This is a genomic window from Solitalea agri (assembly GCF_023914155.1).
In the GTDB taxonomy this organism is placed as follows: Bacteria; Bacteroidota; Bacteroidia; order Sphingobacteriales; family Sphingobacteriaceae; genus Solitalea; species Solitalea agri.
This window is the reverse complement of record NZ_JAMWYS010000027.1, coordinates 25911-38915: the sequence shown is the minus strand read 5'-3', so window position 1 is coordinate 38915 and position 13005 is coordinate 25911. Positions and strand designations below refer to the sequence as shown.

11 protein-coding genes are annotated in these 13005 nt (G+C 37.6%); 10 read left to right on the top strand and 1 reads right to left on the bottom strand.

All coding sequences use genetic code 11. From position 1 onward, the window contains the following. The 10 genes from NF867_RS07410 to NF867_RS07365 all read left to right on the top strand — a co-directional run bounded on the left by NF867_RS07410 (window position 1) and on the right by NF867_RS07365 (window position 11636). Window positions 1–633, top strand: a complete 633-nt coding sequence (locus NF867_RS07410) for a methyltransferase (protein ID WP_252587178.1) — start codon at window positions 1–3, stop codon at window positions 631–633. Between the two features lie 68 nt (window positions 634–701). Next, window positions 702–2111: an MBL fold metallo-hydrolase gene (locus NF867_RS07405; RefSeq protein WP_252587177.1), complete on the top strand. Its 1410-nt coding sequence runs from the start codon at window positions 702–704 to the stop codon at window positions 2109–2111. Window positions 2112–2237: 126 nt separating this feature from the next. Next, the gene (locus NF867_RS07400) at window positions 2238–2864 is read left to right on the top strand and encodes a class I SAM-dependent methyltransferase (protein WP_252587176.1); all 627 of its coding nucleotides are present in this window, start codon (window positions 2238–2240) and stop codon (window positions 2862–2864) included. Window positions 2865–2870: 6 nt separating this feature from the next. Then, entirely contained in the window at window positions 2871–3446 is a 576-nt protein-coding gene (locus NF867_RS07395) for a YeeE/YedE family protein (protein ID WP_252587175.1), read from the top strand. 2 nt (window positions 3447–3448) lie between these two features. Beyond that, entirely contained in the window at window positions 3449–3955 is a 507-nt protein-coding gene (locus NF867_RS07390; protein ID WP_252587174.1) for a YeeE/YedE family protein, read from the top strand. Between the two features lie 218 nt (window positions 3956–4173). Continuing rightward, window positions 4174–5049 (top strand): helix-turn-helix domain-containing protein, encoded by an 876-nt coding sequence (locus NF867_RS07385; protein WP_252587173.1) that lies wholly within the window; start codon window positions 4174–4176, stop codon window positions 5047–5049. Window positions 5050–5191: 142 nt separating this feature from the next. Continuing rightward, window positions 5192–6946 (top strand): ABC transporter ATP-binding protein, encoded by a 1755-nt coding sequence (locus NF867_RS07380; protein WP_252587172.1) that lies wholly within the window; start codon window positions 5192–5194, stop codon window positions 6944–6946. 193 nt (window positions 6947–7139) lie between these two features. Beyond that, a complete protein-coding gene (locus NF867_RS07375) occupies window positions 7140–10034 on the top strand; it encodes a sensor histidine kinase (RefSeq protein ID WP_252587171.1) in 2895 nt (964 codons plus the stop codon). Window positions 10035–10045: 11 nt separating this feature from the next. After that, window positions 10046–10666: a response regulator gene (locus NF867_RS07370; RefSeq protein ID WP_252587170.1), complete on the top strand. Its 621-nt coding sequence runs from the start codon at window positions 10046–10048 to the stop codon at window positions 10664–10666. 343 nt (window positions 10667–11009) lie between these two features. After that, complete coding sequence (locus NF867_RS07365) at window positions 11010–11636, top strand: DUF4136 domain-containing protein (RefSeq protein ID WP_252587169.1); 627 nt, start codon at window positions 11010–11012, stop codon at window positions 11634–11636. A 19-nt stretch (window positions 11637–11655) separates the two neighbouring features. Here NF867_RS07365 and NF867_RS07360 read toward each other — a convergent pair whose 3' ends face one another. After that, window positions 11656–12933, bottom strand: coding sequence for an MFS transporter (locus NF867_RS07360; RefSeq protein WP_380724722.1), 1278 nt, complete (start codon window positions 12931–12933; stop codon window positions 11656–11658). Between the last annotated feature and the right edge of the window lie 72 nt (window positions 12934–13005).

Genomic DNA, 13005 nt, shown 5'->3' with positions numbered 1-13005 from the left:
ATGAAAAAAGAAGTTTCAATTACTGACTTATCGCTTGATGCTGATTTTTGGAACAATCGCTATCAAACAGCGCAGACTGGCTGGGATTTAGGAACTGTTTCACCTCCATTAAAGGCGTATATCGATCAGTTAACTAATAAGTCGATCTCGATTTTAATACCCGGCTGTGGCAACGCCTATGAAGCCGAGTATTTATTGGAACAGGGCTTTTCGGCAATCACCTTAGTTGATATATCTGAAACCATAACTAAACAGATAAAAGAGAAACTTTCGAACTGGCTGGACAATGGATTAACCATTATAACCGGTGATTTTTTTGAATTATCAGGAAGTTATGATTTAATACTTGAACAGACCTTCTTTTGCGCATTGGATCCTTTGCTTAGAGAAAAGTACGTAAAAAAGGTTCATGACCTATTGAACCCCAATGGTAAGCTTGTAGGAGTTTTATTTAACCGAAACTTCGAGCAACAAGGTCCACCATTTGGAGGAACGAAAGAAGAATACAAAACACTGTTTGAAGCAAACTTCGAACTAAAGACCATCAATGAATGTTATAACTCTGTAAAGCCTCGGGCCGGATCGGAATTATTTATAAACTTAAGCCCTAAATCCTCTCTTGGAGACTTTTAGGACAATGCTATAATAATTAAATCAATAACCATCAAAAATTTCCTCCTTTTAGGGGGATAGGGGGTATCATGAAAGTAGAACAAATTTATACAGGATGCTTGGCGCAAGGCGCTTATTATATACAATCAAACGGAGAAGCTGCTATTATTGACCCGTTAAGAGAAGTTGCTCCTTACATTGCAAAAGCCGAAAAAGAAGGTGCTAAAATAAAGTATGTTTTTGAAACCCATTTTCACGCCGACTTTGTTTCAGGGCACGTTGATTTGGCTAAAAAAACAGGAGCAACCATTGTATACGGCCCTACCGCCGAAACAGGTTTTGAATCCCATATTGCAAAAGATAACGAAGAGTTTAAAATTGGCGATGTAAGGATCAAAGTTTTACATACTCCTGGTCATACGCTAGAGTCGAGCTGTTTTTTACTGATTGATGAAAACGGTAAATATTACAGTCTGTTTAGCGGCGATACCTTATTTATTGGAGATGTTGGTCGCCCTGATTTGGCTGTTAAATCAGACTTAACGAAAGAAGACCTCGCCGGTTTACTTTATGATTCACTTCGCAACAAGGTGATGACCTTACCTGACGATCTGATCATTTACCCTGCGCATGGTGCGGGCTCTGCATGTGGCAAAAACATGAGCAAAGAAACCTGGGATACACTTGGTCATCAAAAAGAAGTGAATTATGCACTAAGAGACCTTACCAAGGAGCAGTTTGTTAAAGAAGTTTTAGACGGCATTGCTCCTCCTCCGCAATATTTCCCTAAAAATGCTCTTTTGAACAAGAAGGGCTACGAAAGTATTGATGAAGTTTTAAGCCAGGGCGCTAAAGCATTTTCTCCTGCAGAGTTTGAAGCCGCGGCCGAAGGCGAAGAAGCACTTATTTTAGATACACGTAAACCAGTTGAATTTGGCCAGGGTTTTATTCCAAACTCAATAAACATAGGTTTGGATGGCCAGTTTGCGGCATGGGTTGGTGCGCTAATAACTGACCTTAAACACCCAATTCTATTAATCACTGATATTGGCCGTGAAGAAGAGGCGGTAACGCGTTTAGCTCGCGTAGGCTACGACAATACCATTGGTCATTTGGCTGGAGGCTTTGATGCTTGGAAAAAGGCCGGAAAGGATATTGAAAAAATTGACAGCATCTCGGCAGAAGAGTTTTCAACTCGATTTAAAAAAGATGAAACGGTTGTGTTCGATGTGCGCAAGGAAAGTGAATACCGTGCTGAACATGTTGATGAAGCGTTTAACAAACCTCTTGACAGTATAAACGAATGGATGCCAACATTGGATCACAAGACCCACTATTACATTCACTGTGCCGGTGGTTATCGTTCAATGATTACTGCTTCCATTTTAAAGGCCCGTGGGTTCAATAACTTTACTGAAGTGGCTGGAGGTTTTGCTGCAATTGCAAAGACTTCAACACCTAAGACAGACTTTGTTTGCCAGAGCAAACTGCAAAAATAGATAATTACGAATTACACGAATTTCACAAACGGAATTCGTGTAATTCGATCAATTTGTGGAATTAGTGTTATCAAAAACACTCTTATTATAGTTCGTCTGATACGTGAAATTAGTGTTAAAACAATTATGGATAACGCTGAGTTTAATAGAAAGAAGCATTGGGACACTATTTATCAAACTAAAAGCCTGAAAGAGGTTAGTTGGTATCAACCAACACCCCAGACTTCGTTAAACCTTATCGAAGCGACTAATCTTCCTCTGAATGCCAAGATTATTGATATTGGTGGAGGTGACAGCTTTTTAGTGGACCATCTTCTTAGCAAGAATTATAAAGATATCTCTGTTCTGGATATTTCTAATCATGCGATTGAAAGAGCAAAAAATCGCTTTAGGGTTAATTCTGAAAATATTACCTGGATCGTATCCGATATTTCTGATTTTACTCCTGTAGAACAGTATGATATTTGGCATGATAGGGCCGCGTTTCATTTCCTTACGGAAAATGTTGAAATAGATAAGTATGTTACAACAGTATCGAAGGCAGTAAAATCAGGAGGGTACCTGATAATCGGAACTTTTTCGGAACAAGGGCCAACTAAATGCAGCGGAATAGCAATTAAACAGTACAGTAAAGATTCATTAACAGAAGTGTTTAATGCAGAGTTTGAGCTGGTTGATAGTATTACAATTGATCACCCGACTCCTTTCAACACATTACAGAACTTTGTTTTCTGTAGTTTTAAAAAGAAATAATTAGTAATGGATGCAATATTAAATTTCATAAAACAACCTTGGCCCTGGTATATAGCCGGGCCATTAATAGGGCTTACCGTACCGGTACTTTTATTAATTGGCAATAAGTCATTTGGTATCAGTTCCTCTTTACGCCACATTTGTGCGGCGTGTATGCCTGCTAAAATTCCTTTTTTTCAATACAACTGGAAAAAGGAAACATGGAATTTATTCTTTGTTGCAGGAATAACAGTGGGTGGATTTATTGCTAGTTTTTTGTTAGCAAACCCACTGCCTATTAATCTTAACCCGCAAACGGTTGCCGATTTACAACAATTAGGAGTTAAAGACTTCAGCCATTTTCTGCCGCAGGATATCTTCAGTTTCGAAAATCTGCTGAGTTTAAAAGGACTTTTCTTTTTCGTAATCGGAGGTTTTTTGGTGGGCTTTGGAACACGCTACGCAGGCGGTTGTACTTCCGGGCATGCTATTATGGGTCTTTCTAATTTACAATGGCCTTCATTAGTGGCAACGATCTCATTTATGTTGGGTGGGTTTATCATGACCTGGTTTCTTTTACCTTTAATTTTTAGCTTATTCTAATCATGACGAACGATATTTTAGAGCAAGAAGAATTCAAGGCTGAGCTGGAGGCAATTGAATTTGAACCACAAAACGAGCAACATTCCGGCGAAAGTTTTAAAGCCAACATAAAGTACTTGATTATTGGTGTATTATTCGGAATAGTATTCGTAAAGGCTGAAATTGTTTCATGGTTTCGCATTCAGGAGATGTTCCGTTTACAATCATTCCATATGTATGGCGTAATTGGTTCAGCGGTAATTGTGGGTGTTATTTCTGTTTGGTTGATCAAGCGTTTTAATATTAAAACAATAACTGGCGAAAACGTGATCTTCCACTCAAAAACCTTTAACAAAGGACAAATTATAGGTGGATTACTATTTGGGTTAGGCTGGGCTTTAACGGGTGCTTGTCCGGGACCTTTGTTCGCTCAAATTGGTAGTGGCTTTTTGGTTATTATCATCACCCTACTGAGTGCCATTGCCGGAACCTGGGTTTATGGGCTACTTAGGGATAAGCTTCCTCATTAAATTCAATAACCCTACGAATTTGAACTAATGTACCCTAAATCCAATTAGTGTACATTAGTCCAAATTCGTGTTTAAGGAGAACTACACTTAAGAATTATGACTTGCGCTCTGAACCAATCAATTAAACACTAATACCACGAATTGAACAAATCTTATTCAACTCAATTAGTGTAATTAGTGTACATTAGCTCTAATTCGTGTATAAATAATTTTAATCCGTGTCGACCAGAATTCCCACCTACAGTATTTGTAATTTCTTTGGAATAGAGAATTGTACTAAGGATTTTATGGCTTGCAGCCTGAGTACTTTTTTGAATCACCACGCTACACTGGTTATGCCTCACCGCCATAGCTTTTATCAGTTAATGTACGTTTCAGCAGGTTCAGGTAAATATACAGTCGACTTTAAAACCTATGATGCACAACCGGGTCAATTGTTTTTCCTATCTCCCGGACAAATACACTCATGGAACTTTAATGCCGATGCAGATGGCTTTATCATCAACTTTGATGAGAGCTTTTTTACAGCGGTTTGTTACAACCCTTATTTCTTAAATGAGTTTCCTTTTTTCAACTCCATGACACAACGCTCAACAACCATGGCTAAAGAGGAAATTAAACCCACCATTCTCTCTCTTTTTGCCCATATAAAACAAGAGCATGAAAGTGATGGTGATTTTAAGAATGATTATCTGAGAGCATTACTATTACAACTCTTAGTGGTTTTGGCAAGAGCCTGTCAGCCCGAAAAACAAACCGAGGCTACCAAATACAACTATACCTTACTCCGAAACTTTGAAAAATTGATTGAGGGCCATTTCAAATCAAAGAAATTGCCCAAAGAATATGCTGAGTTGCTGTTTATCACACCCAATCATTTAAATGCAGTGGTAGCCAGTGTAACCGGAAAATCATCCGGGGAAATTATTCGCGACCGAATTCTATTGGAAGCTAAACGTATGTTGGTTAACTCAGGACAAACAATCAGTGAAATTGCCTGGGATCTGAATTTTGAGGACAACGCTTATTTCAGCCGCTTTTTTAAAAAATACACTGGCGTTAGTCCCGACGAATTCAGAAAACAGCAGTCTTAATCAATTAAGTATAATTACTGTTATCCAAATCGGGTAATTTTCTACTTTTGTATCTTCGATTTAAAGAAAATCAAAACATTTTGTGCCTATAATTTATTTTATGGTTTAGTGTTTTGTTTAACTATCACCTGCTATTATAAAAATGAAGATACTCTATTCATACCTCAAAAATTATAAGAAACTATTATTGTTGGCCTTGGTACTAGCCAGTATTAACCAAGGGTTCTCCATGCTCGATCCCTATTTCTTTGGAAAACTGCTGGATAAATGCGTTCCACATTTTAAAGATTGGAATTTCTCTCAGTTTTTTAATGGGGTCGGATTTTATTTACTTGCCATTGTTGGAGTTGCCTTTGTTTCGAGGGTAGCTAAGAACTTTCAGGATTACTTTGCCAATGTAATTATTCAGAAAGTTGGAGCGCAGATGTATTCAGATGGTTTAGCCCACTCACTTGAGTTACCTTATCAGGTTTTTGAGGATCAACGCAGCGGAGAAACTCTTGGAAAGCTTCAGAAAGTACGTACAGATGTGGAGCGTTTAATCACAACGTTCATTAACACGCTTTTCACTTCCATAATTGGTATCATCTTCGTAACCATATATGCCATAAGAGTACATTGGGTCATCGCCCCAATGTTCATCATCACCATTCCTCTACTGGGTTTTTTAAGTTCGATTTTGAGCAAGCGCATTAAGAAAATGCAAAAAACCATTGTTGCGGAAACAACGGCATTGGCAGGGTCAACTACCGAATCTTTACGCAACATTGAGTTGGTAAAATCTCTGGGATTGGCCAACCAGGAAATAGATCGTTTAAACGGTACGACCATTAAGATATTAGGACTTGAACTAAAAAAGGTAAAATACATTCGCAGTTTAAGCTTTGTTCAAGGAACCACTGTGAACTTATTGCGCACAAGCATTATCTTTTTAATGATGTACTTGATCTTCAAAGATCAGATTACGCTTGGAGAGTTCTTTTCATTAATGTTCTATTCGTTTTTCATTTTTGGCCCGTTACAGGAGCTCGGCAACATCATTAACATTTATCGTGAAGCTGAAGTCTCTTTAAATAATTTTGAATCCATATTAAATACACCAAAAGACATTAAACCTTCTAACCCTGCTCAATTAGCTAAGATTCAGCATTTGGAGTTTGATGAGGTGAGCTTTAAGCATCAGTCGGCCACCAGAAACGCTATTACGGACATTTCATTTAGTGCTGAACAAGGAGATACCATTGCATTTGTAGGCCCTTCGGGTGCAGGAAAGTCAACTTTGGTTAAACTTTTGGTGGGGTTATATCGTCCACAGGATGGAAGAATTCTTTACAACGGTATCGACAGCGATAAAATTGACTTAGATGAACTTCGTGAAAGAATTGGTTTTGTAACTCAGGAAACACAACTTTTTGCTGGAACCATCCGAGAAAACTTAAAGTTTGTTCGTCCAAAGGCAACAGACGAAGAATGTATGGAAGTTCTTCAGAAAGCGGCGTGCCATACCTTATTAGCCCGTGCCGATAACGGTTTGGATACATTGATCGGCGAAGGAGGAGTAAAAGTCTCTGGAGGAGAAAAACAACGCTTATCGATTGCCCGTGCATTATTACGCCAACCTGATTTATTAGTTTTTGACGAAGCAACATCCTCACTTGATTCGTTAACTGAAGAAGAGATAGGTAGAACTATCAGGGAAGTATCTAACAAAGCAGAGCACATTACCATCCTGATTGCACATCGCTTAAGTACCATTATGCACGCAGATCAGATTTATGTACTCGAAAAAGGAAGAATAACGGAAGCAGGCAGACATCATGATTTATTAGACCAAAAAGGGTTGTATTATGCCATGTGGCGTCAACAAATTGGTGAAAGAGAGGAAGTTCTCGATTAACTTTAAAAAGTATAAATCAATGAGAGCCCGTGTTTAAAACATGGGCTTTTTAGTTAGCCATTATAGAGATGATTCAGGGCAAGATGTATAATCTTCCCAAAAGCAAAAGGATAGCTAATTTCTATTTATTCTTTGCTTAAAATGTAGTTAATTGCAGTCCATTCTAACTTTTGCTCTCGTTACTCTCAATTGAATGACCAATTTATTATGCCGAAAGGCTATCTTTTTTACTTTAACCTGCCTGGTGGGGTTGATGGGCTATGAGGTAAGTGCTCAGTCATTCACCCTTCGCAAAATTCCCGGCTTGCCAACAAATGAAGTCTATGACTTACTGGTTGACAGGCAAGGACTTCTATGGATTGGCCATGATTATGGACTAAGCTCCTTCGATGGCAAAACGTTTAAACATTATTCCAATAATAAACAGGCTTCTCTGGCGGTTAGTGATCTGGTCGAAGATAGTGAAGGAAAAATATGGTGCCATAACTTTAGTGGTCAGATTTTTTATATTGAAAGAGGAAGAATGAACCTTTTAACCCAGTTTGACTACAAAAAGGAGACCTCGTTTCCGCGAATTGTAATTTGGAAGAATCAGCTTTTAGCCACTTCGAGCAGAGGATTGTTTATCTATGATATCAAAAAGAAAAAGGCAAAGTATATTATTTACCCCAATACCTTTGGTTCACTGGCTGCCACAAAAAATGGTGTTATTATTGGCGGTCGTGATTACTGGTACTTATACTCAGGAGGGAATAGGTTTTATAAAGTTCATTTCACTCCCGAACTAACAAGCAGAGCATACAATGTAATCAGTATAAGCCCGCAAAGTAAAGGCGACACAGTATATGTCTTGGTAAACCCAGATGCAAAATGTGTTCGACTTAAAGTAGAAGACAAAAAAATAAACGTTATTGATGAAATTAAAGTTCCCGACTTTGTAAACACTATCAGTATTGTTAATAACGAGCAGTGGATTCATTCAAAAATCACAAGCTTACACATTGACAAAAGAGATTCCATATCAGGCTATGATTTAACTGATATTGTAAAAGACCGCGAAGGAAACCAGTGGTATAGTAGTTTAAAGCATGGACTTATGGTAAAATATACAGATGAGTTCAAAAAAGTTAACCCTGCATTATCTTTACCAACAGGAGACTATATAAAAACAGTTTTTACCGATAATAAAAAACTGGTTTTAGGAACACATGCTGGCAGAATTTTTACAAAAGACCTGCAAAATGGTGCAGTACGTAAAATTGAATTACCTAATGGTTTTGGAGCTGTTGAACTTATATTCCATTATGATAAAAGCAATATTTTAATCTGCACATCTGTAGGTCTTTTCTTATTTAACTTCAATTCCTTCAAATTAACACAGTTATCGGCCTATTGTGTAGTAAAGGATATTGATGTTAATAAAGATTTTATTGCAATAGCCACTGCAACGGCTTTACTCATCTCTCCCTCTGATATCTTACAGAAATTAGATCGAAGTTATTATCCAACACTGCGAAAAAAGCTTCCTGGTTTATACCAGATGACTTCAACTGAAGGGCTGTTCCCCTTATTAATGAAACGTTGCAAATCAGTAAGTTATGCTCAATTCAATAACTCCCTACTTTGTTCATTTAAAGATGGGTTATTCAGGTTTACTAAAAAGGGCTGTGAGTCTGTTTTGTTTAACGGTGAGGTAGTAAACAGCAACTCTCTACTTACCTATCCTTCTAAAATATTTATTGGGACTCTTTCAAAAGGCTTGCTTGTTTATGACAAGAACGGTATTAGAAACACAAAGAACAATGAACTCCTTTTTCCAGGACCAATACTTCGTTTAAAAAACCTTAATGATAAACTGTGTATTCTAGGCTCAAACGGAATCCAGCTTTTCGATCCTGAAACTGAAAACGTAATAGCATCGTATTCTTTACCTGATATTAACCCGGGAAATGTGTTGGATATAGATGAAGTTAATGGACATGTTTGGATGACAACTATTGATGGAATATTTGAGTTGCCGAAAGTTCGACAACGGAAAGTACTTCCAAATATTAACCTTCAATACACTATTGTAAACGGATCGGACACCTTAACCAACGACTCCCTTCCATTGCAACACAATCAATCTAGTATTCGTTTCTACTATCAGGTTCCATGGTATAGCAACTCCGAATCGATGCATATAGCTTATCGATTATTAGGCAGTTCTGATACCAGTTGGCAATATACCGCCAATACCGATCAACCAATTAGCTTTATTGCCTTAAAGCCTGGAGTGTATACATTAGATGCTAAAGCCATTAATACGGCCGAAAACATCGAAAGTCCAATCCAAAGCTATTCATTTACAATTGAGAAGCCTTGGTGGCTGAAAACTCCCTATTTAATCCTTGAAATAACTACCCTTTTAATACTTATTTCTTTATCGATCAGAAGGTATTTTATAAATCGTTTAAGGCAACAGAAATCATTCTTTGAAAAGGAACTTGCAATTCAGCAAGAGCGACAACGTATCAGCGCTGATATTCACGACGACTTAGGAGCAAGCTTATCAGGTATACGAATGATGGCTGAAATGGCCAAACGTAAAAATGAACGACAAGAAAAAGTTTCTTCTGATCTTCAAGATATTCATAGCAATGTAAGCTTGCTTTCACAAAAAATGAGAGAGGTGATCTGGAGTTTGAATAGTGAGAATGATACACTTGAGAATCTTTTGGGATACCTGCATCGCCGAGGAATAGAACTTTTCGCAGATGGCTCTATTCATTTTAGATCTTCCTTACCAGAAATAATACCTCATATCATTTTAAATGGTGAGAAAAGAAGGCATATCTACTTAATTACAAAGGAAGCGCTTCATAATGCTTTAAAACACGCTCAATGTACCGCTATAAAATTGAATATATCAATTATTGGTGATATGCTTATAATTCAAATACACGATGATGGCATCGGTTTTATACCATCCGAAATTATTGACGGAAACGGGCTTAAAAACATGCAAAAACGAGTTGCAACATTAGACGGCAAAATAAAGATTAAAAATAAAAACGGCACTTACGTGTCAATTGAGATACCAATTTAAGTTTAGTGAACATGATTATTTCAATAGTAGAGGACAATAAAACTTATGCAGAAGTATTACGTCAGGTAATAAGTCAAAGTGAGAAATTCACCTGGAAATATACATATCGATCAGCCGAAGAAGCCCTTCAAAATATCAATCAGAATGTGCCAGATATCTTAATTGTAGATATTTCGTTACCCGGAATTACCGGAATTGAACTAATTCCGGAATTAAAGAAGCAGTATAAGGATATTCGTTTTTTGGTTTGCAGCATTCATGATGACGACGACAGCATTTTCTCTGCTCTTAAAAACGGTGCAGACGGGTATATTTTAAAAGATAGTAACATTGATGACATACTAAGTGCTCTGACGGATTTAGTGTCAGGAGGAGCCCCAATGAGCCCTTATATAGCACGGAAAGTGATTGGTTCATTTCACCAAACCAAAAAACCCTCACCTCCTGAACAATTGCTAACGCAAAGAGAAAAAGAGATTCTGGAGTTTACGGCAACTGGATTATCTTATAAAGAGATTGCTGATAAATTGCACTTAAGTAATTTAACTGTTAAAAAACACATGCGGAATATCTATACCAAGCTAGAGGTCCAAAATAAGATTGAGGCACTTAAAAAAAGCCGAATTTTATAATCTACTCCTCAAAATACTCCATAATAAGTATTTCCAACCCCAAAGCCAACATCTATCTTTGACCCTGTTGGGAATATCTACTTATTAAAGACGTTGATGGTTATCTAAAACAATTGGGAATTTAAATTTGCTCTTTCGGTTAGTTTATAGTGAAATAGCTTAACCTGCATCTACCTATGATTAATAGCCCTAAACCTGCAATGCAGGGTTAGGGTTTATTAGAATCTACTGATATTCCTTACCCATTCTACCAAATTATCGAAAGACAGAAATCTTCCATTTATCAATTGTTTGAAAGTACCTATTTTTTGAATATCTTAAATTGAAACTAATTTACGGCTCTATGACTCTTCAGTATAAGATTAAACCAATCACTTTCCTTTCTTTTCTTCTAATTTTCTTTTACTTCGGAACTTCAAATGCTCAAACAGTAAAAGTATTCCGCGATTCATCCTTCAATTTTTCAATAATCAAAACTTATCGGTTTAAACCCGGAAAAGTACTTGTCAATAGAGACACTGTAAATCGTGAAAGCGCGAATAGCAACATGCAGGCTGTTTTTGAGGCAAACTTTTATCAGCATCATTTAACTTTTGACGCGACTAAAGGACAGCTGATTTTTACTTTTATAGGAGGTATTCAAACCCAGGCAAGCCTTGCCCGTTACGGGCCACAACTTCGTCTCCCAAAAGGAATTGTAGAAAGCTCAAGTGAAGAATGGCTTGATGATGACCGTCCTGAGGGAGTTTTGGTTCTTGGGTTAATCAATCCAATAACAAACCGACTTGTATGGGCTGCTATAGGTTATGACCGATTTTTCACCCGCGACTCTCAACGGGTTATTGACGCTATGTTTAAAGAGGCGTTCACTGATTTTCCTAACAAAGGGCAATCTATCCCTGCCAGTTACTATAAAAAGAAAACTTCGCCGGTAAAAACTACAAAAAAGAAAACAATAGCTAAACATTAGCACAACATTGTGGAACTGGCTACTTAAACTCTTTCCCTACCAGTTTTAATGGTAATAAATTTTTTGTTTTAAGAAATGTTCCTAAAACAATAATCATCGTCATACTTCCACCAAAAACCACAGCCAAAGTTGTTCCCATAAGTTTGGCCGTCACCCCTGACTCAAAGGCTCCAATTTCATTAGACGAACCAATAAACATGGTGTTTACCGCCGAAACACGGCCACGCATATGATCAGGTGTTAATAGTTGAAAAATCGTAGACCGAACTATAACACTCACGCTATCGAATGCACCTATTAAAAACAAAAAGAATATCGATAGATAAAAATTACGGGAAAGACCGAACATTATAGTTGCTAAACCAAAACCCGACACAGCAATAATCAAATTTCGCCACGGACGAACAGCCGGTGTATAACGAGTCATGATTAGCATTGTAATAACTGCACCCGCAGATGGAGCTGCTCTTAATATACCTAATCCTTCGGCACCTATCTTTAAAATATCATTTGCAAATACCGGAAGTAAGGCAACAGCTCCTCCAAAAAAAACAGAGAACATATCCAATGTCATTGCTCCTAGCATCATTTTAGTGCCAAATACAAACCTTACACCCTCAGTCAAGCTACTCCATATCGATTCTTTCTTTTCAATTAATCCAACAGGTTTGCTATTTAACATTAATGTACAGCCTATTGAACTTAGCATAAGAACCAGTACAATTGCCATGGTTACTGAAATACCGTAGAATCCATAAATCAATCCACCTGCAGCTGGGCCTGCGACAGCTGCTAACTGCCAGCACGAGCTGTTCCATGACGATGAATTTGGGTATAACTCTTTAGGTACAAGGGAAGCCATTAATGAGAAAGCTGCCGGAGCAAAAAAACCACGTGCTAATCCATCAACAAACACTAATAAGTAGATGATGATTTCTAACAATTTATCATCTATTGATTGATGCATGGAAGGCAACGTAACCAGGAATAATATAGAAGCCGCCGAAAGAACTGTAAATAACACCCCTAATAAAAGCTTTCGTTTATCAGATCGATCAGCTACATATCCGCCAAATAAGGCAACAGAAAGGGCTGGTATTGCCTCTGCTAATCCTACCATACCTAATGACAAAGGATCTTTCGTTACGCTATAAATAAACCATCCTACAATAACAGCTTTCATTTGAAGCGCAAACGTTAGAAAAAAACGCATGCCTAGGTAAGATCGAAATTCGGGGAAACGCAACGATGCGAACGCATCGTGTTTTACAGGTGGGGTTAAGTTTTCTGTAGACAAAATATTAAGTTAAAAATTGAAAGGATTGAAGAGTGCTGCAAATCTAAGCCATTCAATCCTTTCAACCTACTT

What these genes read in the sequence shown, in the direction of transcription:
- NF867_RS07410 (WP_252587178.1), top strand. Translation starts at nt 1, where the DNA reads ATGAAAAAAGAAGTTTCAATTACTGACTTATCGCTTGATGCTGATTTT.
- NF867_RS07405 (WP_252587177.1), top strand. Translation starts at nt 702, where the DNA reads ATGAAAGTAGAACAAATTTATACAGGATGCTTGGCGCAAGGCGCTTAT.
- NF867_RS07400 (WP_252587176.1), top strand. Translation starts at nt 2,238, where the DNA reads ATGGATAACGCTGAGTTTAATAGAAAGAAGCATTGGGACACTATTTAT.
- NF867_RS07395 (WP_252587175.1), top strand. Translation starts at nt 2,871, where the DNA reads ATGGATGCAATATTAAATTTCATAAAACAACCTTGGCCCTGGTATATA.
- NF867_RS07390 (WP_252587174.1), top strand. Translation starts at nt 3,449, where the DNA reads ATGACGAACGATATTTTAGAGCAAGAAGAATTCAAGGCTGAGCTGGAG.
- NF867_RS07380 (WP_252587172.1), top strand. Translation starts at nt 5,192, where the DNA reads ATGAAGATACTCTATTCATACCTCAAAAATTATAAGAAACTATTATTG.
- NF867_RS07375 (WP_252587171.1), top strand. Translation starts at nt 7,140, where the DNA reads ATGACCAATTTATTATGCCGAAAGGCTATCTTTTTTACTTTAACCTGC.
- NF867_RS07370 (WP_252587170.1), top strand. Translation starts at nt 10,046, where the DNA reads ATGATTATTTCAATAGTAGAGGACAATAAAACTTATGCAGAAGTATTA.
- NF867_RS07365 (WP_252587169.1), top strand. Translation starts at nt 11,010, where the DNA reads ATGACTCTTCAGTATAAGATTAAACCAATCACTTTCCTTTCTTTTCTT.